The organism is Sorangium sp. So ce145 (assembly GCF_051525985.1).
Lineage (GTDB): Bacteria > Myxococcota_A > Polyangia > Polyangiales > Polyangiaceae > Sorangium > Sorangium cellulosum_B.
In genome coordinates, this window is the sequence record NZ_CP150315.1 from 4,335,742 (window position 1) to 4,357,059 (window position 21,318).

Consider the following 21,318-nt stretch of genomic DNA (forward strand, 5'->3'; position numbering starts at 1 on the left):
CTCACCGCCGCTGGCCCAACGCTCGCGCGGGTGAAGCGCCGCTTCAACACGACCGGGCCGTGCCGCCCCGATCTTCACTACATGATCCCGGCCGAGAGCCGCCTGCCCGAGGCCCCGGGGCTCGTCGAGCAGATGGGCTACTTCGTCGTCCACGCCCCCAGGCAGACGGGCAAGACGACCGCCCTCCGCGCCGTTGCCGAGCGGCTCACCGCCTCGGGTCGACACGCCGCCGTCCTCTTCTCCTGCGAGGAGGGAAGCGCCGCCGGCGACGACTACGGCTCCGCCCAGCGCGCCGTCCTGCGAGAGCTCACGCGCGCGGCCCAGATCGCGCTTCCCCCCGAGCTCCAGCCGCCCCCGTTCTCCCTCGAGGGCGATGAGGGACTCCTCTCGGCGGCCCTCACCGCCTGGGCGCGTACCTGCCCGCGCCCGCTCGCCCTCATCTTCGATGAGATCGACTCCCTGCGCGGACAGGGCCTCCTCAGCGTCCTGCGCCAGCTCCGTGCCGGCTTCCCCAGCCGTCCCGAGCACTTCCCCGCCTCGATCATCCTCTGCGGGCTGCGCGACGTGCGCGACTACAAGGCCGCAAGCGGCGGTGATCCCGGGCGCCTCGGCACCGCGAGCTCGTTCAACATCAAGCTCGAATCCCTGCGGCTCGGAGACTTCTCGGACGAAGAGCTCCGCGCGCTCTATGCCCAGCACACCGAGGACACCGGCCAAGTCTTCGTCGATGCGGCGCTCTCCCGGGCCTTCGAGCTCACCGCCGGCCAGCCATGGCTCGTCAACGCCCTCGGCCGCGAGATCGTCGAGAAGATGGCCGTCCCGCCCAGCGAGCCCATCACCCGCGCGCACGTCGAGCAGGCCAAGGAACACCTCATCCTCGCGCGCGCCACCCACCTCGATTCGCTGGTCAGCAAGCTCGCCGAGCCCCGCGTCCGCCGCGTGCTCGAGCCCTTGCTCGCGGGAACCTACGAGGGCGGCGGCGACACGTACGACGACGACGCCTCCTACGTCCGCGATCTCGGCCTCGTGGCCCAGGGCAAGCCGCTGCGTGTCGCGAACCCCATCTACCGCGAGGTGATCGCCCGCGTCCTGTCCTCGTCTGCCGAGGAGCGGATCGACGCCCCGCCCGAGCGCTTCCGCCTGCCCGATGGCCGCCTCGCTTTCCGGCGCCTGCTCCGCGCGTTCGCGGCCTTCTGGCACGAGCACGGCGAGGTGCTCGCGTCCGGGATGCCGTACCCCGAGGTCGCCCCGCAGCTCGTCCTGATGGCCTTCCTCCAGCGCGCGGTCAACGGCGGCGGCTTCATCGATCGCGAGTACGGCGTCGGCCGCGGGCGCATCGACCTGCTCGTCCGCTTTCCCTACCATAAGCCCGACGGTTCCAGAGCCGTCCAGCGGCGCGCGATCGAGCTCAAGGTGTGGCGCAAGGGCCAGAAGGACCCGCTTCGCGAGGGCCTCGTCCAGCTCGACGACTACCTTTCACGCCTGCGTCAGAGGCGCGGGACGCTCGTGATCTTCGATGCGCGGGGCCGCCTGGCCCGAACCGCGCCCCGGTTCAGTGAGGCTACGACGCCCCGCGGCCGCCGCGTCGCGCTGCTCCGTTTGTAGAGCGTCGTGCGAGCTCTGCTTGCGATCACGGAAGGGTAGGCCCGAGGAGAGGGAGCTCGTCGCGCGGCGCGCGGAGGGTCGGTGTTTGAGCTCTGCTTGCGAGCACGGAAGGGTAGACCCGGCAGGGCCTCCGGAGCGAGCGCTTCCCCGGCTACTCCGCCGCCTTCCTGAACTCGATCACCTGCCCGCCCTTGCCGTCCGCCAGCGCGGGCCGGTTCACCCGCGACACCTCGTCCGTCGCCACCCCCGACGCCGCGATGAACTGGCGCGCCTGCTCGTTGTCGCCGTGCGCCAGCTCGTCCGGCGTCCCCGACGCGACGACGCGCCCCTGGATCACGAGGAACGCCTGGTGCGCGATGCGGAACGTGCTCGCCATGTCGTGCGAGATCACCACGCTCGTCACCTTGAAGCGCGCCCGCGTCTCCTCGATCAGATCGTCGACCATCCGGCTCGTCAGCGGATCGAGCCCGCTGGTCGGCTCGTCGTAGATGAGGATCTCGGGCTCCAGCATCAGCGCGCGCGCCAGGCCCACGCGCTTGCGCTGCCCGCCGGACAGCTCCGACGGCATCCGGTCCTCCTTGTTCTCGAGGCCGAGCGAGTTCAGCATGCCCACGACCTTGTCGCGGATGTCCCGCTTCGACATGTGCTTCCGGTGCTCGCGCAGCGGGAACGCCACGTTGTCGAAGATCGTCAGCGAGTCGAGCAGCGCCGCGTACTGGAACACCATGCCGAACCGCTGGCGCATCCGGTTCATCTCGAAATCATCGAGCGCGCCCATGTCCACGCCGTCGACCCAGATGTGACCGGTGGTCGGCCGCTCCAGCCCGATGAGCAGCCGGAGCAGCGTGGTCTTGCCAGCGCCCGACCCGCCGATGATCACCGCCGTCTCGGTCCGCCGGAGGTGCATGGTGATGCCGTGCAGCACCTTCGTCGCCCCGAACGATTTCTTGATGTCGTCGACGAAGAGGTGATCCCCCGGCTGCCACCCCGGCGGCATGTTGCCCACCTGCTGCGCCTCCGGGGGGACCTGGCTGGGCGGCCTTCTCGACATCCGCGCAGTACGGTACCACGGAGGAGGCCCCCCAGGACGCCGATCGCCTTGCATCACGGTAAGGGCGAGCACGTGCTTGACGCGGCAGGGCGCGGGACGGAAACGTTGCTCATGACCGACGACCTACTCAAGGCAGCCCTCGAGACGGCAGAGGCGAAGACCGACAAAGACGGCTGGGCCGAGCTCCCTGAAGGGCGCGTGCTCACGATCTACGCCGCGCACGACGGCGTGTCGCTCCCGGTGACCAAGATCGAGGCCGTGTCGAGCGCGGGCGGGCTCCTCAAGGCGCGCAGCACCAAGGGCGAGACGTTCGTGCTCGCGCTGAAGGACGTGTTCGCCATCGCCCTCGACGGCGGCGGCAAGGGAGCCCAGGCCAGGAAAGCCGGCTTCCTCGGCTGATCGCGACGACCTTTCATGGCCCGATCGTCGAGAGCGGGAGGAGGTCCTGCGGCGCGGTCCGCCCAGCGGGCCGTCGACCTCGCGCTCGCCGAGCTGCAGCGCCGGTTCGGCCTGGGCCGCAGCCTCGCGGCCCCGGGCTGGGTGCGCGAGCGGGTCCTCGCCGTGCTCAGCGCCGTGGCCGCGCGCCACGGCGTGTCGCCGCTCGCGGCCGCCGAGCGGCTGCGGGACGACAGGGAGGCCATCGAGGAGATCGTCAGCGCGCTCCGCGTCGGCGAGACGCGCTTCTACCGCGACCCGATCATCTGGGAGGCCATCTCCGCCTCGGTGCTGCCCAGGCTCCCGCCCGACCTGCCCATCGCCGGCCTCTCGGCCGGGTGCAGCACCGGCGAGGAGGCGTATACCCTGGCGATGGTGCTCGCGAGCGCGGGCCGCCGCTTCAGCGTGCTCGGGGTCGACCGCGCCGCTCCGGCGATCGAGGCGGCGCGCGAGGGCGTCTACTCCGCCGAGGCCGTCGACCAGCTCCCCCCGTCCTTCGTTCAGCGCTACTGTGAAGAGAAGGGCGGCGCGCTGCACGTCGGCCAGCAGCTCCGCGAGGTCGTGTCCTTCGAGGTCTGCGATCTGGTGCACGCCGTGCCGAGCGGTGGGTTCCAGATCATCTTCTTCAAGAACGTGCTCCTGTATCTCGCAGAGCCCGCCGGCGACGCGGTGGCGCGGCGCCTCGCGGCCGAGCTCGGCCCGGGCGGGCTCCTGTTCTCCGCCGCGAGCGAGGCGCCGCGCCTCTGCGGCGCCGGCCTCACCCCGGTCAAGGTGAACGCGCACGTCACCGCCTTCCGCGCCCCGGGCGCCTGAGAAAGCAGAACGACACCGCATGAGCGTCGACCTCTCCCCCACGTCCAGGCCCAGCGGGCTCGTCGAGCTCCGCGCCGCCTATGCGCGCGAGCGCGCCGAGCTCGATCGCACGGCGCCGAGCGGCCCCACCCCGGCCGCGGACCCGGCCGCCGTCGGGGTCGCCCTGGGGCGGCGCCACGCGCGCCTGCTCGACGATCTCCTGGCGCGCCTCTTCCACCTGCTGCGCGAGTCCGGCGGGCCCAGCCGCAAGGAGTGGGACTCGGTCGCGATCGCCGGGGTCGGCGGCTACGGCCGCGGCGCTGTCGCGCTGCGGAGCGACCTCGATCTGCGCATCCTCGCCCACAACGCCCAGCGCGCCAGCGCCATCGCGGACGCGCTGCTCTACCCGCTCTGGGACATGGGGGTCGCCGTGGGGCACCAGGTCGTCACCATCGACGACCTCATCGACGGCGCGCGCGAGGACCTGCCCACGGCGACGAGCCTGCTCGACTGGCGGCACGTCGTCGGCGACGCGTCGCTGTCGGAGTCGCTCTGGCAGCGCGCCGCGTCGGGCATCTTCGCGCACTCGGAGCTGCCCCGCTTCATCGAGCGGCTCGGGAAGGAGATCTCCCAGCGGCACGAGCGCTTCGGCGGCTCGGTCTACCTCCTGGAGCCGGACGTGAAGAACGGCGCGGGCGGGCTGCGCGATCTCGACGTCGCCCGCTGGGCCGCGAAGGCGCGCTACGGCGTCGGCGAGTTCGACGCGCTCGTCCGCTTCGGCGCGCTCGTCGCCCGCGAGGCGGAGGAGATCCGGAGCGCGGCGGAGATGCTCTGGCGCATCCGCAACCTGCTCCACGCCCACTCCGGGCGGAGGACCGACCGGCTGACGTTCGACGAGCAGGAGCTGTGCGCGGGCGCGCTCGGCTACAGCAAGGGCGCCGGTCCCGCCGACGCCGGCCGGAAGGGCGCGCCGCCCCCCGGCGAGGCCGCCGTGTCGCCCGAGGCGATCGAGCGGATGATGAGCGACTACTACCGGAGCGCCCGGACCATCTCGCGCTCCCTCGACATGATCGTCTCGCGCGCCACGCCGACGCTGACGCGGCGCCGCCGCCGCGACGAGGACCTCGGCGCCGGGGTCCGCCTCTTCGACGGCTGCATCACGATGAGCGATCCGGATCTGCTGAGGACCGATCCGGCGATCGCGCTGCGGCTCGTCTCCGAGGCCGTCGAGCGCGGCGTGCCGCTCCTGCCCTACGCGCGCGGCGCGATCGTCCGCGCCGCCGGCGATCCGGCGTTCTGCGCGGCGCTCCGCGAGAGCCCCGAGGCCGCCGAGCGGTTCCGGACCCTCGTCGCCACGTGCAAGGAGACGCAGCTGCAGAGCGGCTCGGTCGTCCGCGAGCTGCACGACCTCGGCCTCCTGCTCGCGATGATCCCGGAGTTTTCGCCGGTCGTCGGGCGCGTCCACCACGACGTCTACCACGTGTACACGGTCGACGTTCACTCGGTCGCCGCGGTCGATCGGCTGGCGGCGCTCGTGCGGGGCGAGCTCGCGGGCGAGTTCGGGCTCGCGTGCCGGCTCGCCGCCGAGGCGACGCGGCCGACGATGCTGTTCTTCGCCACGCTCCTGCACGACGTGGGCAAGGCGATCGGGGGCACCGATCACAGCGGGCGCGGCGCCGAGATGGCCCGGAAGATCCTGGCGCGGCTCGGCTTCCCTCAGGAGGACATCGACGAGGCGTGCCACCTCGTGCTGAAGCACCTCGTGATGTACCTCATCGCGACCCGGCGCGATCTCGATGATCCCGCGACGATCTCGGAGTTCTGCCACGAGGTGCACGGCCGCGAGGGGCTGCGCGATCTCTACCTGCTCACGGTCGCCGACATCTCGACCACGAGCCCCACGTCGATGACGTCGTGGAAGGCGCGCATGCTCGACGAGCTGTACCTGTCCGCGGACAGGGCCCTGCGCGGCGCGCGCGAGGACGCGGGGGCGTTCGACATCGACGACCAGCGCATGGCCCGCGCGATCAGCGGCACCGTCGGCGCCCTCGAGGACCTCCCGGCCGCGAACGAGGCCGAGCGGCGCGCGCAGCGGGACTTCCTGGCCCGCTACCTCGCGTCGATGCCCGAGCGCTACCTGCTCGCGAACAGCCCGGCCGCGATCGCCGCGCACTCGGAGCTCGCCCGGCAGCAGCAGTCCGGCGGCAACAGCGTCTCGGTCGCGCTCGTCCCGTCGCGCCACCCGGAGGCCGCGGAGGTCTGCGTCGTGGCGCCGGATCGCCCCGGCTTGCTCGCGGCGATCACGGCCGCGCTCGCGGCCTCGCGCCTCGAGGTCCACGCGGCGCAGATCCACTCGCGCGCGTGCGACGACGGCGTGATGGACGACGGCGGCGTGATCCGCGCGAGGGCGGGCTCGTCCCCGCCCGCCGGCGTGCGCCTGCAAGCCGTCGACCTCTTCTGGGTGCGCGACCGCGGCGAAGGGGTAGGGGGGGTGGCGCGCGCCATCCCGAAGCTCGTGACCGACATCCAGGCGGTGCTCTCGGGGCAGCTCTCCGGCGCCGAGCTCGCCAAGAAGCGCCGGGGCGGCGCGCTGCGCGAGCGCCCGACGCCGAAGGTCCGGACGCAGATATCCATCGACGATCGCGCCTCGCACCACACGGTGATCGAGGTGCTCACGCGCGATCGCCCGGGCCTCCTGTTCGCGATCTCGGACGCGCTCTACCAGCTCGGCCTCTCGATCTCGGTCGCCAAGATCAACACGGAGGGGACGCGCGTGGCCGACGTGTTCTACGTGAGCGACGCGGACGGGACGAAGATCGCGAACGGCAAGCGGACGCAAGAGGTGGAGGAGCGGCTGCACGCGGTCCTCCAGGGCCTGGACGGCGAAGGGAGTGTCGGATGAACGAGAGGTGGTTTACGCGCGCTGTGTGGACGACGACGTCGAGGCCCGCCGCGCAGCGGGTGCTCGGGGCGATGGCGCTCGCCGCGTGCGTCGCGACGTGCGCCATTTCGTGTGGTGGAGCGCAGGAGCCCCAGCGCGACCCGCTCCTGGCCGATCCGCCCGAAGGCAGCGACGCTGCGGCCTCGAAGGGCGCGTCGTCCACGGCGCTGGACCGGGGCATCGCGTACATCAAGAACGAGAAGTACGAGGAGGCGAAGCAGCACCTCCTCGAGGCGATCGAGCACGAGCCGGGCAGCGCCGAGGCGCACTACTACCTCGGCCTCGCGAACGAGAAGACGAACGATCGCGCCGGCGCCGAGGCGTCGTACAAGAAGGCGCTCGCGAGCGACCCCAAGCTCGAGGCCGCCGCGCTGAACCTGGCCGCGCTCTACCTGGACGAGCCGCCTCGGCCGGACGAGGCGATCGCGGTCCTGTCGAAGGCGATCGAGCAGGCGCCGGACCGGGCCGCGCTCCACCAGAACCTGGGCTACGCGTACGGGCTGAAGGGCGACGTCGCGAGCGCGAGCAAGCACTACGAGGCGGCGCTCAAGGCGGAGGACACGGCCGCCACGCGCTTCGCCTACGGCGCGATGCTGTTCGAGGCGAAGGTGCTCGACCGGGCCGCGGCGGAGCTCAGGAAGGCGCTCGCGGCGACCGGCGACGACGTGGCGACGATCGCGACGATCGGGCGGATGCTCGGGCCGGCGAAGGCCTACGCCGACTGCGTGGCGGCGTTCGACCGCGCCATCAAGCTGAAGCCGGAGGCCGAGTTCCACGTGCGCCGCGGGACGTGCCGCCACGAGCTCGGCGACGAGCCGGGGGCGCGCGCCGACTACCAGGCGGCGATCAAGGTGGACCCGCGGTTCGCGGCCGCGCACTACTACCTCGGCCTGTCGTTCCTGGCCGAGCGCAAGCTGCAGAGCGCGATCGCCGCGCTCACCGAGGCCGGGAAGCACGGCGGCGACACCGAGATCGGCAAGCGCGCCCGCGCCAAGGTCAAGGAGCTCAGCGCCAGGCAGAAGTAGCGCCCGGCCGCGCCGGCTCACGCGCCGAGCAGCGCGATGATCCTGTCGAGCTCGTCGAGCGAGCCGTAGGTGATGCCGAGCTCGCCGTGGCCGCCCTCGTCGCGCACCTCGACGCGGGTCCCGAGCCGCCGCGCGAGCCGCGCCTCCAGGTCCTTGATCGCGGGCGACTTCCCGCCGCGCTTCTTCTCGCCCGGCTCCTCGCTCTCGGCGGCCCGGAGCTCCTTCTCCTTCGCCGCCTTGATCAGCGCCTCGACCTTGCGGACGGGGAGCTTGCCGTGGACGGTCCGCTCCGCGACGTCGGCCATGACCTTGTCGCTGGGCGCGCCGAGCAGCGCGCGCGCGTGGCCCTCGCTGAGCTCGCGCGAGATGACCATGGTGCGGATCCGCGGCGGCAGCCGGAGCAGCCGGAGCGAGTTGACGATCGTCGTGCGGTCCTTGCCGACGCGCTCGGCGAGGGTCTGGTGCGTGTAGCTGTGCTCGCGCAGCAGCCGATCGAACGCCTCGGCGATCTCGATCGGGTTGAGGTCGGCCCGCTGCACGTTCTCGACGAGCGCGAGCTCGAACGCCTCCTTCGGGGAGACGTCCTTGACGACGACGAGCACCTCCCTGAGCCCCGCGCGCTGCGCGGCGCGCCACCGCCGCTCGCCCGCGATGAGCTCGAAGGCGTCGTTCCCCGCCTGCGTCCTGCGCACGATGAGCGGCTCGATGAGCCCGTGCTCGCGGATGCTGCCGGTGAGCTCCTCCAGCTCGGTCTCGTCGAAGTGCTGCCGCGGCTGCCCCTTCTGCGGGACGATCTTCTCGATCGCGCACACGAACACGCTGCGCCCCTCGGCCGCAGTCGCTGTCGCCGGCGGCGCCGCGGGGAGCAGGGCGTCGAGACCCCGTCCGAGCGCGCGCCGCGCCCCTTTCTGATCGGCATTCATGATCTGGGTCGTGCGTCCCTCGCGCGCTCTCCGGGGTTCTGCGGGGGCGAAGGCTCGGCCGGCGGCTCCGCCTCGACGGCGTCCCCGCGCGGCCGCTTCTTCGTGTCTGCCGCGGCGGGCGGGCCGTCCAGGATCTCGCGCGCGAGGCTCAGGTAGCCCTGCGCCCCCTTCGACTGCGCGTCGTAGAGCAGCGCCGGCTTGCCGTGCGACGGCGCCTCGCTGAGCTTCACGTTGCGCGGGATGATCGCGTCGAAGACGCGGAAGTGCGCCTTCACCTCGTCGGCCACCTGGTGGGTGAGCGAGTTGCGCCCGTCGTACATCGTGAGGACGACGCCCTCGACCGTGAGCTCCGGGTTGAAGGCGCTCCGCACCCGGTCGATGGTCGCCATCAGGTGCGTGAGCCCCTCGAGCGCGTAGTACTCGCACTGGAGCGGCACGAGCACCCGGTGCGCCGCGGTGAGCGCGTTCAGCGTGAGGAGCCCGAGCGACGGCGGGCAATCGAGCACGACGTAGTCGTAGCCCGCGAGCTGCGGGCGCAGGGCGTTGCGCAACCGCACCGCGCGGTCGTCCGCGTCGACCAGCTCGAGCTCCGCCGCGACGAGGTCCTGGGTCGCGGGCACCACGCCGAGGAGCGGCACCTCGGTCGCGACGATCGCGTCCTTCAGCGCCGCCCGCCCGATCAGGACGTCGTAGAGGGACAGCTCGAAGCTCCCGCGCCGCACGCCGACGCCGCTCGAGGCGTTCCCCTGCGGATCGCAGTCGACGAGCAGCGTACGGCACTCTGCCGCGGCGAAGCTCGCGGCCAGGTTGACCGAGGTCGTGGTCTTGCCGACGCCCCCCTTCTGGTTGGCGACGGCGAAGATGACAGGCGAAGGCTTGGGGGCGGAGCCGGGCTTGCCGGGCGCGCCCCCCTCGTTGGGCGATGGCATCGTGCTGTGTCGCGTCCGACCAGGCTGCTTACACGACCCCCATCGGCACGTCGAGAGAAGCGGGCGCCTCGACACAAACGTCGACCGAGCGTGCGGGTCTGTCCTGCGGTCCTGCGGTCGCCGCCATCCCACCGTTCGCTTGCCGGATTGTTGGCCTGAACGGCAGGGGGCTCTACAGTGCCCACATGTCGCTTGATGTAGGCAAAAGTGGCCGAACGGCGAAGGCATGGGCGCGCGGTCGAGCCTCGAGGCGAGGCCGCAGCTTCGGCCTCGGCGGGGCGCTGCTCGCCTGCTGCGACTCCGGGCCCGTCGATCGGGTCCTTGCTCGCGCCTTCTGGGGTGACGGGCGCGGCCCTGCGCCGCTCGCTCCTGCGCAGGTCCTCGTGCTTTCGCCTTCGCTTCAACGCAGGTCGGCGATCGGCTCGCGCCGTCGTCCGCCTTCGACCTCGAGTCGCGGGACGACGTCGACCGCCCCTTGATCACGGACGTGGTGCCCAGCTTCGCCGAGCAGACCGACGCACCGACGTCGCCTCGGCACATGTGAGGAGGACAGATGCCGCTTCCCAGGTCGTATCAGAGCTTTTCAGAGTTCGAGCGGGAGATTCTCCGCCCGAGCCGTGTCGGCTTCTCGCTCGAGGACATCGTCGAGGAGGAGGGGTCCTTCGACGCCGAGCTCGACTTCGACAAGGATCCCTTCGACGTCTCGGACGACGACTGAGCACGGCCGCGCGGCGGCGAGGCGTGGCTTCGACGTCCTCGCACGTCCTCGCGGTCGCGCTCGGCGCTGCACATCAGCTTGCACGATCCCTCCCGGGATCCGAGCCCCGGCGGCCGCCTCTCCGCCGGGGCTCCTTTTTTTTAAAGCAGCGTCCTGTCGCTCGTCTTGACCCCCCCAGCGACGCGTGGCACGAGTGCCGCCCTTCGAAAAAAACGCCATGCAAGTCAACGTCGAAAAGCTTTCTCCCGTGCTGATGGAGTTTCAGGTGGAGGTCCCCGCGGACCGGGTCCGGAGCGAGGTCGACAAGGCCTATACGGCGCTCCAGCGGACGGCCCGGGTCCGGGGCTACCGGCCTGGCAAGGCGCCGCGCCAGGTGCTCGCGCACCTCTACGGCGGCCGCATCCACGCCGATGTCGCCCAGCGGCTCGTCGACGCCACCCTGAACCAGGCGCTCGCCGACAAGCAGGTGCAGCCCCTGTCCCAGCCGGCCATCGCGCCCACCGAGCTCCGCCCTGACGACGCGTTCTCCTACAAGGCCCGCTTCGAGGTCCGCCCCGACATCGCCGAGGTGAAGTGGGAGGGCTTCGAGGTGAAGCGCCCCTCGACGACGCCGACGGACGAGATGATCGACGCCGAGATCACCGCCCTCCGGCGCGAGCACTCGACGCTGCAGGCGCCCGAGCCGGAGCGCCCCGCGGCGAAGGGGGATGTCGCGACGATCGCGTTCACCCTCGAGGTCGGCGGCGCGCTGCGCGACACGAAGGAGCAGGAGATCGAGACCGAGCTCGGCAGCGGCCAGGTCTTCAAGGAGATCGAGGACGCCCTCGCCGGGATGACGCCCGGCCAGTCGAAGGACGTCCCGGTCACGTTCTCCGAGCAGCACTCCAACGCGGATCTGCGGGGCAAGCAGGCGACCTTCCACATCACGCTGAAGGATCTGCGGGAGCGCATCTTCCCCGAGGTGGACGACGAGTTCGCGAAGGACTGCGGCGACGAGAGCCTGTCCGCGCTCCGCGAGTCGCTCCGCAAGAAGCTCGAGAAGGAGCTGACGCAGCGGGCGAGCGACGCCGTCGCCGAGCAGCTCGTGGTGGAGCTCTGCAAGGCGAACCCGATCCCGGTCCCGCCGTCGCTCGTCGATCAGCAGGCGCAGCTCGCCGAGCGCGAGCTGCTCGCGACGGCGCGGAGGCAGGGGCAGCGCGTCGATCCGACGCCGGAGTTCCGCGCCCGCGTGCGGCTCGACGCCGAGATGAAGGTGCGCGCGGGCCTGGTCATGGCCGAGATCGCGAAGGCGAAGGCGGTCAGGATCACCGAGGCCGACCTCGAGAAGGGCTACGAGGAGCTCGCCGAGCAGACCGGCAAGAACGTGGCGAAGATCAAGGCGGAGTACCGCGAGCCGCAGAAGCGCGAGCTCTTCGCCGGGATGATCCTCGAGGACAAGATCCTCGACATCATCGAGGCTGCGGCGAAGGTCGCCGACGCGAGCTAGCTCCGCCCAGCAGCGGTCCGGCGCGGAATGGCCGGACTCCTGCACCGCACGCCGGCGCCTCAGCTCTGCTGCGCCGGCGTGCGCCGTTTGTCCAGGTCGCGCCTCTCGCGCTCTCGATCGACGTCGGGCGCGCGCGGCTGGATCGAGCGGGCCGCGGCGCGCCGCGTGTTCCGTGCGCCGCGCGGCGAGCGGCCGATATTTCCGGTAACCTCGGGCGCGTTCGGTCTTGCGATCGGACGCAGTCTGGCCCAGGAGTAGAGCCCCTGCCGCGCGGCAGCGAACCCCCCGGAGCACCGGATGACCCGACGAGTAGAAACCCGCACCCAAGCCATCGAGTTTCTCGAACGCGAGAAGGCCTACATCCTCCCGACGGTCACCGAGGTGACCCACCGCGGCGAGCGGGAGTGGAACATCTTCAGCCGTCTCCTCAAGGATCGCATCGTCTTCATCGGCACGGAGATCGACGACTTCGTCGCGAACGCCGTGATCGCGCAGTTCCTCTTCCTGGAGAGCGAGGATCCCGAGAAGGAGATCCAGGTCTACATCAACAGCCCGGGCGGCGTGGTGACGTCGGGGCTCGCGATGTACGACACGATGCAGTACGTGCGTTGCCCGGTGTCGACGATGTGCATCGGCCAGGCCGCGTCGATGGGCGCCGTGCTGCTCGGCGCCGGCCGCAAGGGTCGGCGCTTCGCGCTGCCGCACGCGCGGATGATGATCCACCAGCCGCTCGGCGGCGCGCGCGGCCAGGCGACGGACATCGAGATCCAGGCGCGCGAGATCAAGAAGATCAAGGAGACGCTGATCGACATCCTCGTCGACGCGACCGGCAAGAACCGGGACGAGCTGGCGAAGGACATCGAGCGCGACTTCTACCTGAGCGCGACGCAGGCCAAGGAGTATGGCCTGATCGACGAGGTCTTCCCGAAGCGGAACAAGTAGGTGGCCGCGCCGCCGCGTCCGGCGGGCATGCTCGGGATGAAGGCCGGCGCGGTGTTGCCCCGGGCCGCGCCGCGTCGCGGCGTCGCGATGCCGCGTCACGCCCCGCCGCTGTGGCGGGCGGGGCATTGCGCGCGGGCGCGCAGCAGCGGAGCACGCGGGCTCGGCGCCGCATGCGCCGCGCTGCGCTCGCTCGATCCGCTGCTTTTCGCGCTTTTCACGCGATGCGCGGCCGCGTCTGTGGTCGACCGCGGGGCGCCATCGGGTGATTCCCTGACTTCGGCCACAGGCTGGAGACCACCCCCGTTAGCTTGCGACGGTACGGGCACCGCACTAGAATCCGAGCGCGGCGTTTGGCTGCGCATCGCTGAAAATCCAGGGAACGGTGGAAGCCGTTCCCGCCGCAAGTTGGAGGGGCCGCCGCCGCGGCGGGACCCCACCTCTCATTGAAGCGGTAGCGTCGGCAGACCGCACTGAGGGTCGAAGTGGAGCGAAGGCGGGACGATCACTCGAATGGCAATCTAAGCTGCTCTTTCTGCGGCAAGTCGCAGAAAGAGGTGAAGAAGCTCATCGCGGGCCCCACGGTGTACATCTGCGATGAGTGCATCGGGCTGTGCAATGACATCATCGCGGAGGAGGTCGAGAAGGACGAGCCGTACGCGGGGTCGACCCCGGTGCCCAAGCCCGCCGACATCAAAGCGACCTTGGACGAGTACGTCGTCGGCCAGAACCGCGCCAAGAAGATCCTCGCTGTGGCGGTGCACAACCACTACAAGCGCATCGACAGCCGGGTCTCCTCGGACGACGTGGAGCTGTCCAAGTCGAACATCCTCCTGCTGGGGCCGACGGGGTCCGGCAAGACCCTCCTCGCGCAGACGCTCGCCAAGATCATCAACGTCCCCTTCGCCATCGCGGACGCGACGACGCTGACCGAGGCGGGGTACGTCGGCGAGGACGTCGAGAACATCATCGTCCAGCTCCTGCAGAACGCGGATCACGACGTCGAGCGCGCGCAGCGCGGCATCGTCTACATCGACGAGATCGACAAGATCAGCCGGAAGAGCGACAACCCGAGCATCACCCGCGACGTCTCCGGAGAGGGCGTGCAGCAGGCGCTGCTCAAGATCATCGAGGGGACGATCGCCAATGTCCCCCCGAAGGGCGGGCGCAAGCACCCGCAGCAGGATTTCCTGCAGGTCGACACGACGAACATCCTGTTCATCTGCGGCGGCGCGTTCGTCGGGCTCGACCAGATCATCCAGCGGCGCATCGGCCAGAACACCCTCGGCTTCGGCGCGGACATCAAGGCGAAGAAGGACTTCAAGCTGGGCGACCTGCTCAGCGTCGTCCAGCCGGAGGACCTCCTCAAGTTCGGGCTCATCCCGGAGTTCATCGGGCGCCTGCCGGTCGTGGCGACGCTCCATGAGCTGAACGAGGAGGCGCTCATCGACATCCTCACGAAGCCGAAGAACAGCCTGGTCAAGCAGTACCAGAAGCTCTTCGAGATGGACGGGGTGAAGGTCAAGTTCACCCGCGGCGCGCTCGTGGCGGTGGCTCGCCAGGCCCTCGAGAGGAACAGCGGCGCCCGCGGTCTTCGCGCCATCCTCGAGTCGGCGATGCTCGACATCATGTACGACGTCCCGTCCCGCACGGGGATCAAGGAGGTCGTCGTCAGCGAGGACGTGATCGTGAAGCACGAGCCTCCGCTCATCGTGTACACGAAGGAGGCGGAGCTCGCGTAGCGCTCCGCCCCCGGGGGGCGGCGGGCCGAGGCGCAGGCGCGGCCCGAGCTGTGCGCCCTCACCCCCCGGAGGCGCCTCCGAGCATGCCGGCGCCGCGTGTCCCTGGAGGGGCAGCGGGACGAGCCGGCGGAAGTTCAGCATCAGATCAAGGCATTTGTGACAACCGAGGCGGGGGTGCCCCGACCTCCCGATACTCCCGGAAAGACGGCGGATGTTCTTCAAGAACGACAGTGATCGCGGCAAGAACGCACCCGAGCGCGGGATCGTCCCGTTGCTCCCGCTTCGCGACATCATCGTCTTTCCACACATGGTCTCGCAGCTGTTCGTCGGGCGCGAGCGCAGCATCGCCGCGCTCGACGAGGCGATGAACCGCGGCAAGGAGATCTTCCTCGCCGCGCAGCGCAACGCCAAGACGAACGATCCGACGCCGGACGACATCTTCGGCGTCGGATCGGTCGGCGCGATCATGCAGCTGCTCCGCCTCCCGGACGGCACCGTCAAGGTCCTCATCGAGGGCAAGCGCCGGGCGCGCATCCGCCGCTATGTCCAGAGCGATGCGTACTTCCTGATCGAGTACGACGAGATCGTCGAGAGCTCGGTCGCGAGCGTCGAGGTCGAGGCGCTGATGCGCTCGGTCCAGTCGACGTTCGAGATGTACGTCAAGCTCAACAAGAAGATCCAGCCCGAGGTCCTGATGGCGGTGCAGGCCATCGACGAGGCCTCGCGGCTGGCCGACACCATCATCGCCAACCTGCCGACCATCAAGCTGACCGACCGGCAGGCGCTGCTCGAGATGGAGGAGCCGCAGAAGCGGCTCGAGCGTCTCATCGAGTTGATGCAGGCCGAGATCGAGATTCTCCAGGTGGAGAAGAAGATCCGGAGTCGCGTCAAGAAGCAGATGGAGAAGACGCAGAAGGAATACTATCTCAACGAGCAGATGCAGGCCATCCAGAAGGAGCTGGGCGGCGGCGAGCGAGACGAGTTCAAGAACGAGATCCAGGAGATCGAAGAGGCCCTCAAGACCAAGCGGATGAGCAAGGAGGCCGCCGCGAAGGTCAAGAAGGAGCTCAAGAAGCTGAAGATGATGCACCCCACGAGCGCCGAGGCGACCGTGGTGCGCAACTACATCGATTGGATCCTGGAGCTCCCCTGGTACGACAAGAGCGAGGAGCGTTATGACCTCGTCGAGGCCGAGCGGATCCTCGATGAGGACCACTACGGCCTCAAGAAGATCAAGGAGCGGATCCTCGAGTACCTGGCGGTCCAGGCGCTCACGAAGAAGCTCAAGGGCCCGGTGCTCTGCTTCGTGGGGCCGCCCGGCGTCGGCAAGACGAGCCTGGCGAAGTCGATCGCGCGCGCGACGGGGCGCAAGTTCGTGAGGCTGTCGCTCGGCGGCGTGCGCGACGAGGCGGAGATCCGCGGCCACCGGCGGACGTACATCGGCGCGCTGCCCGGCAAGCTGATCCAGTCGCTCAAGAAGGTCGGGACGAACAACCCCGTGTTCCTGCTCGACGAGGTCGACAAGATGTCGACCGACTTCCGCGGGGATCCGGCGGCTGCGCTGCTCGAGGTGCTCGATCCGGAGCAGAACCACACGTTCAACGACCACTACCTGGATCTCGATTACGACCTCTCCGACGTGATGTTCATCACGACGGCGAACACGCTCTCTGGCATCCCGGTGCCGCTCCAGGACCGCATGGAGGTCATTCAGCTCTCGGGCTACACGGAGTTCGAGAAGCTGAACATCGCGGTGAAGTACCTCGTGCCCCGGCAGCGCAAGGAGTGCGGCCTCGAGGACGTGTCGCTCGACTTCACGGAGGGCGCGCTCCGGACGATCATCCACCACTACACGAAGGAGAGCGGCGTGCGCTCGCTGGAGCGCGAGATCGCGAGCGTCTGCCGCAAGGTGGCCAGGCGGGTGGTGTCCGACGGCAAGGAGAAGCCGATCGAGGTCGTCGCGAAGAGCATCCCGAAGTACCTCGGCGTCCCGAAGTACCGGCTCGGCCGGCGCGAGGAGCGCGATGAGGTGGGCCTCGTGAACGGCCTCGCCGTGACCAACGTCGGGGGCGATCTGCTCCCGGCCGAGGCGACGGTGGTGCCGGGCAAGGGCAAGCTCGTGATCACCGGGCTGCTCGAGAAGGGGATGGAGGAGAGCGGGCACGCGGCGATGAGCTATGTCCGCTCGCGCCTCGACCGCCTCGGGCTCGAGGCGGACGTCTATCAGAAGGTCGACGTCCACATTCACTTCCCCGATTTCGTCCGCAAGGACGGCCCCAGCGCCGGCGTCACGATGGTGACCGCGCTCGTCAGCTCGCTCATGAAGGTGCCTGTCCGGCGGGATCTCGCGATGACGGGCGAGATCACCCTGCGCGGGCGCGTGATGCCGATCGGCGGGCTCAAGGAGAAGCTGCTCGCGGCCCACCGCGGCGGCATCGCGACCGTCATCCTGCCGAAGGAGAACCGGAAAGATCTCCGGGACGTGCCGCGGCGGGTGCTGAAGGCGCTGCGGCTCGTGCTCGTCGAGCACGTCGACGACGTGCTCCGTGAGGCGCTCATCCTGCCGGACGCCTATGCGATCTTCGGGCCGCCCAAGGGCGTCCTGGAGTACCGGGACGGCGAGCTCGTCACCGAGGCCGCGCCGGTCAAGGCGCCGCCGGCCGCGGCGGGCGAGCCGACGCCGGCCGCGCCGCCCGGCGCGTGAGCGCGGGGCTGGCGGCGGCCGCAGAGACGGACTAGCTGTCCGTCGCAATGATTCGACGCGCACTGATTTCGGTATCCGACAAGACGGGATTGCTCCCGCTGGCCAGGCGGCTCGCGGAGAAGGGCGTGGAGATCCTCTCGACCGGGGGGACGCAGCGGGCGCTCGCGGACGCCGGCGTCCCGGTCATCGGGGTGGAGGCCTATACCGGCTCGCCCGAGGTCATGGATGGCCGGGTGAAGACGCTCCATCCGCGGGTGCACGGCGGCATCCTGATGCGCGGCGCGATCGACGACGAGGACCTCGCGCGGCTCGGCGGGGCGCCGATCGATCTCGTTGTGTGCAATCTCTATCCCTTCGAGGCGACCGTCAGGAAACCGGGGGTCACGCACCCCGAGATCATCGAGAACATCGATATCGGCGGGCCGTCGATGGTGCGGAGCGCGGCCAAGAACCACGCGCGCGTCGCGGTGGTGGTCGATCCGGCCGACTACGATGCTGTGCTCGCCGAGATCGACAGGCAAGGTGAGGTGTCGAGCGCCACCCGCCGCCGGCTCGCCACCAAGGCGTTTGCGCACACGGCGGCCTACGACGGGATGGTGTCCGGTTACCTCTCCTCGCTCCCCGAGGAGGGTGAGCCGAGCGCCGCGGAGCGCGAGGCCTATCCGCGCTTCCTCACGCTCGCCCTCGAGCGGGCCTATCCGCTCCGGTACGGCGAGAACCCGCACCAGTCCGGCGCCTTCTATCGTGAGCGGGGCGCGGCCGCGGGGTCGCTCGCGCTGGCGGAGTCGCTGGGCGCGGGCGGCAAGGAGCTCTCGTTCAACAACCTCGTCGACGTGGACGCCGCGTTCGAGGCGGTGCGCGAGTTCACGCAGCCCGCCGCGGTCGTCGTGAAGCACACGAACCCGTGCGGCGTCGCGACCGGCGACAGCCTCGCGGCCGCCTACCGGACGGCGCGCGACGCGGACGCCGTGAGCGCCTTCGGCGGGATCGTCGCTCTGAACCGCGAGGTCGACCGCGCTGCCGCCGAGGTGCTCGTCGAGACGTTCCTGGAGTGCGTTGTCGCGCCCGCCTATACGCCCGATGCGCTGGAGGTGCTCCGGACCAAGAAGAACCTCCGGCTGCTCGCGACCGGCGCGCTCCTGCCCGCGGATCACCGGGAGCTGACGTTCAAGCGCGTCGGCGGCGGCCTGGTGGTCCAGGAGCGGGACGCCTCGGCGGCCGGCGAGGTGCGCGGCGGCCGGGTCGTGACGAAGCGCGCGCCGACCGCGGAGGAGATCGAGGCGCTCGATCTCGGCTGGCGCGTCTGCAAGCACGTGAAATCCAACGCGATTGTGCTCGCGATTCCGGGGAGGACGGTCGGGATCGGCGCCGGACAGATGTCGCGGGTCGAGAGCGTGCGCATCGCCTGCAGCAAGGCGGGCGAGCGGGCTCGCGGGAGCGTCCTCGCGTCGGACGCGTTCTTCCCGTTCCCGGACAACGTGGTGCTCGCCGCGGAGCACGGGATCACGGCGGTCGCGCAGCCAGGAGGCAGCGTGAAGGACGCGGAGGTCATCGCCGCGGCCGACGCGGCGGGGATCGCGATGGTGTTCACCGGGGCCCGGCACTTCCGTCACTGAGCTGGCCTGGCGCCGAGGTCCCGCCGCTGAACCGCCTCGCGCCTCTGTCCCGGGATGCGCGCGCTCCCACGCCCTTGCGCCGGAAGGGCGGGTCACGCTTGCAGAAAAGTTGACCTTTGCGCCTTGACTGTGATGATGGTCAACGCTGCGCCTGGGCAAAGCGCTGTGCGCGGCGCGAAGGAGCGAGCTGTGGGCGGAATCAGCGAGACGTGCAGCGTGTGCGGGACCGGATTCGAGGTCCAGTTCCGGTACCAGATGGAGGAGAAGGACGGCGGCTTCTCCTTCTTCTGCTCGCAGAAATGCCTGGAAAAGAGCCAGATCGGCGGGCAGGACGGCGCCGCGCTCGCCACGTGCGACGCGTGCGCGAAGCGGTTTCCGCCGGATCTCGTGTCCCAGGTGCTCTACGTCGCCGGGCGCCGGCACTACGCGTGCTCGCTGGGGTGCCGGACGCAGCTGGTCCGTGAGGCGAAGGGGGTACGGCTCGGCGACATCGCGGCGGCGGCCGCGGCGCCGGCCGAGGGAGCAACGCCCATCGGTGACGAGGCGCCGCTGGCAGGAGGCGGGTCGCGCTCCGCCGTGGCGGCAGGTGATCCGGCGCCGCCGGCGGCTCGGGCGAGCGCCCAGGGCGAGGCGACGGGGCGGGTTGCGCCGGCCGCGTCTGCCGCTCGCCCGGCGGAGCTCAAAGGGCAGGGCGCGGTCGCGGTGCCCCTGTCGCCGGCGGGGGGCGCGAAGCGGCCGGCGCAGCCGCCGCAGCGCCCGGCCGGGGTGCCCCGCTGCCTGGCCGTGTTCAACCACAAGGGCGGTACGGGCAAGACGACGACGGCCGTGAGCGTGGCGGCCGGGCTCGCGGCGCGCGACAAGCGGGTGCTCCTCGTCGACACCGACGCGCAGGGGAACGTCTCTGTCTCGCTCGGCGCGGGCGCGGAGCGGTCGCTCTATCACGTGCTCGTGATGGGGCTCCGGGTCGCGGACGCGACCAAGACGGTGCGACCGAACCTGGATCTCCTGCCGTCCAACGAGACGCTCGCCGCGGCAGAGCTCTACCTGGCAGGGCGCCAGAACCGCGACCGCGTGCTCTCGGATCGCCTCTCCGCCGCGGCGGCCGAGTACGATTACGTGGTGCTCGACTGCTCGCCGAGCCTGTCGTTGATGAACCAGAACGCGCTGGTGTTCGCCGACAGCGTGCTCGTCCCGGTCGCGTGTGACTATCTGTCGCTCGTCGGCGTCCGGCAGGTCATCAAGACGGTGAAGAACGTGAACGCGCTGCTGCATCACCCGGTGCAGATCTGGGGCGTGCTGCCGACCTTCTACGACGGCCGCGCGAAGATCGCGCGCGAGGCGGTGAGCACGATGAAGCAGCACTTCGGGGAGCGCTGCCTCGCGCCGATCCGGCAGGCGATCAAGGTCAAGGAGGCGCCCGCGCAAGGGCAGACGATCTTCGAGTACGCGTCGGGAACCCCTGCCGCGGACGACTACCTGGCGGTGGTCGATCGCATCATCGAGAGCCGCGAGCGCGGCACGGCGGGCCCCGAGGCAGGGGCGGCGCGCGACGGGGCAGCGTGGAGCGTCGACCGGGGGGACGCGGCCACCGAGCGGCCGGGCGCTGCGGCGGCGGGGGCGTGAAGGGACCCGCGGACGCGGGGTCCCGCTGGATGAAGGGACCCGCGGACGCGGGGTCCCGCTGGATGAAGGGACCCGCGGACGCGGGGTCCCGCTGGGTGAAGGGACCCGCGGACGCGGGGTCCCGCTGGGTGAAGGACCCGCGGACGCGGGGGTTCGCTGAATGAAGGGCCCGCAGTCGCGGAGCCTCGACCGGGCAGGGGAGCTGGAGGAAGCAATGAAAAGCGAAGGCGATCTCGGGGGCGCCGCGCGGGCGCTGCTCGATCGCGACGAAGTGGAAGGTGTTTTGTCCGGGGCGTTCTATACGTCCACGGAAGCGCCTCGCGTGCGCGCGAAGGCCCGGACGAGCGGCGCCGCATCCGAGCCGGGTGCTGCGCCGGCGCCGGAGAGACCGCAGCACTACAAGGTCATCTGTATCTCGATGTACACCGAGGATCTCGAGCGGCTGGACGAGATGGTCAGCTCGCTCAAGGCGCGCGGGATGACCAAGGCCAACAGGAGCGCGCTGATCCGGCATGCGCTCTCCCAGGTGGACCTCGACAAGATCCCGAAGGGGATTTAACCCCTTCTTCCAGGGAGACTTCGACAGGACGCAGGGCGCGACGTCCGCATTTCCGTCATCGTGCGGCGGGCGCCGCGGGCTCCAGGTGGCCCTGCGCAGTGCCGTGGGGCACCTGCGGGCGGCCGGCTTTCCCGGGAGCCGGCGAGCGGCGGAGGGCCCGTTCACACGCCGGCGCTCGCGGCGTCGTGGCGCCGCGCTTCGTCCCCCGGCCGCCTCGCCGCGGGCATGCG

16 protein-coding genes are annotated in these 21,318 nt (G+C 70.6%); 13 read left to right on the forward strand and 3 right to left on the reverse strand.

Annotated elements, in window-relative coordinates; all coding sequences use genetic code 11:
• Window positions 1–30 precede the first annotated feature (30 nt).
• Window positions 31–1,605, forward strand: a complete 1,575-nt coding sequence (locus WMF34_RS16320) for an ATP-binding protein (RefSeq protein ID WP_437993840.1) — start codon at window positions 31–33, stop codon at window positions 1,603–1,605.
• A 151-nt stretch (window positions 1,606–1,756) separates the two neighbouring features.
• Here the strand turns inward: WMF34_RS16320 and WMF34_RS16325 are convergent, their stop codons facing one another.
• Window positions 1,757–2,656: an ABC transporter ATP-binding protein gene (locus WMF34_RS16325; protein ID WP_437993841.1), complete on the reverse strand. Its 900-nt coding sequence runs from the start codon at window positions 2,654–2,656 to the stop codon at window positions 1,757–1,759.
• A 111-nt stretch (window positions 2,657–2,767) separates the two neighbouring features.
• Between WMF34_RS16325 and WMF34_RS16330 the strand changes: the two genes are divergently transcribed.
• The 4 genes from WMF34_RS16330 to WMF34_RS16345 are packed head-to-tail and all read left to right on the forward strand — an operon-like array spanning window position 2,768 to window position 7,849.
• Window positions 2,768–3,055, forward strand: a complete 288-nt coding sequence (locus tag WMF34_RS16330) for a hypothetical protein (RefSeq protein WP_044965043.1) — start codon at window positions 2,768–2,770, stop codon at window positions 3,053–3,055.
• A 15-nt stretch (window positions 3,056–3,070) separates the two neighbouring features.
• Window positions 3,071–3,904 (forward strand): CheR family methyltransferase, encoded by an 834-nt coding sequence (locus WMF34_RS16335; protein ID WP_012235771.1) that lies wholly within the window; start codon window positions 3,071–3,073, stop codon window positions 3,902–3,904.
• A gap of 19 nt (window positions 3,905–3,923) precedes the next feature.
• Complete coding sequence (gene glnD / locus WMF34_RS16340) at window positions 3,924–6,785, forward strand: [protein-PII] uridylyltransferase (protein ID WP_012235772.1); 2,862 nt, start codon at window positions 3,924–3,926, stop codon at window positions 6,783–6,785.
• Window positions 6,782–7,849 carry a tetratricopeptide repeat protein gene (locus tag WMF34_RS16345; RefSeq protein ID WP_437993842.1) on the forward strand — a complete coding sequence of 356 codons (1,068 nt, stop codon included), beginning with the start codon at window positions 6,782–6,784 and terminating at the stop codon, window positions 7,847–7,849. The genes glnD and WMF34_RS16345 overlap by 4 nt, the downstream gene beginning before the upstream one ends.
• A gap of 17 nt (window positions 7,850–7,866) precedes the next feature.
• Here WMF34_RS16345 and WMF34_RS16350 read toward each other — a convergent pair whose 3' ends face one another.
• Both WMF34_RS16350 and WMF34_RS16355 read right to left on the reverse strand, forming a co-directional pair.
• A complete protein-coding gene (locus WMF34_RS16350) occupies window positions 7,867–8,772 on the reverse strand; it encodes a ParB/RepB/Spo0J family partition protein (protein ID WP_012235774.1) in 906 nt (301 codons plus the stop codon).
• Window positions 8,769–9,701, reverse strand: coding sequence for a ParA family protein (locus WMF34_RS16355; protein WP_437993843.1), 933 nt, complete (start codon window positions 9,699–9,701; stop codon window positions 8,769–8,771). The genes WMF34_RS16350 and WMF34_RS16355 overlap by 4 nt, the downstream gene beginning before the upstream one ends.
• 553 nt (window positions 9,702–10,254) lie before the next feature.
• On the opposite strand from WMF34_RS16355, the gene WMF34_RS16360 reads away from it, so the two are divergent.
• The 8 genes from WMF34_RS16360 (at window position 10,255) to WMF34_RS16395 (ending at window position 21,088) form a co-directional block, all read left to right on the forward strand.
• Window positions 10,255–10,419 carry a hypothetical protein gene (locus WMF34_RS16360; protein WP_012235776.1) on the forward strand — a complete coding sequence of 55 codons (165 nt, stop codon included), beginning with the start codon at window positions 10,255–10,257 and terminating at the stop codon, window positions 10,417–10,419.
• A 217-nt stretch (window positions 10,420–10,636) separates the two neighbouring features.
• Complete coding sequence (gene tig / locus WMF34_RS16365) at window positions 10,637–11,905, forward strand: trigger factor (protein ID WP_012235777.1); 1,269 nt, start codon at window positions 10,637–10,639, stop codon at window positions 11,903–11,905.
• A gap of 297 nt (window positions 11,906–12,202) precedes the next feature.
• Window positions 12,203–12,847 carry an ATP-dependent Clp protease proteolytic subunit gene (locus tag WMF34_RS16370; RefSeq protein ID WP_012235778.1) on the forward strand — a complete coding sequence of 215 codons (645 nt, stop codon included), beginning with the start codon at window positions 12,203–12,205 and terminating at the stop codon, window positions 12,845–12,847.
• A 482-nt stretch (window positions 12,848–13,329) separates the two neighbouring features.
• Complete coding sequence (clpX, locus tag WMF34_RS16375; RefSeq protein WP_012235779.1) at window positions 13,330–14,586, forward strand: ATP-dependent Clp protease ATP-binding subunit ClpX; 1,257 nt, start codon at window positions 13,330–13,332, stop codon at window positions 14,584–14,586.
• Window positions 14,587–14,797: 211 nt separating this feature from the next.
• Window positions 14,798–17,290 carry an endopeptidase La gene (lon, locus tag WMF34_RS16380; protein WP_012235780.1) on the forward strand — a complete coding sequence of 831 codons (2,493 nt, stop codon included), beginning with the start codon at window positions 14,798–14,800 and terminating at the stop codon, window positions 17,288–17,290.
• A 47-nt stretch (window positions 17,291–17,337) separates the two neighbouring features.
• The gene (gene purH / locus WMF34_RS16385) at window positions 17,338–18,906 is read left to right on the forward strand and encodes a bifunctional phosphoribosylaminoimidazolecarboxamide formyltransferase/IMP cyclohydrolase (RefSeq protein ID WP_437993844.1); all 1,569 of its coding nucleotides are present in this window, start codon (window positions 17,338–17,340) and stop codon (window positions 18,904–18,906) included.
• A gap of 189 nt (window positions 18,907–19,095) precedes the next feature.
• A complete protein-coding gene (locus WMF34_RS16390) occupies window positions 19,096–20,529 on the forward strand; it encodes a ParA family protein (protein WP_437993845.1) in 1,434 nt (477 codons plus the stop codon).
• A gap of 214 nt (window positions 20,530–20,743) precedes the next feature.
• A complete protein-coding gene (locus WMF34_RS16395; protein ID WP_157906707.1) occupies window positions 20,744–21,088 on the forward strand; it encodes a hypothetical protein in 345 nt (114 codons plus the stop codon).
• Window positions 21,089–21,318 lie beyond the last annotated feature (230 nt).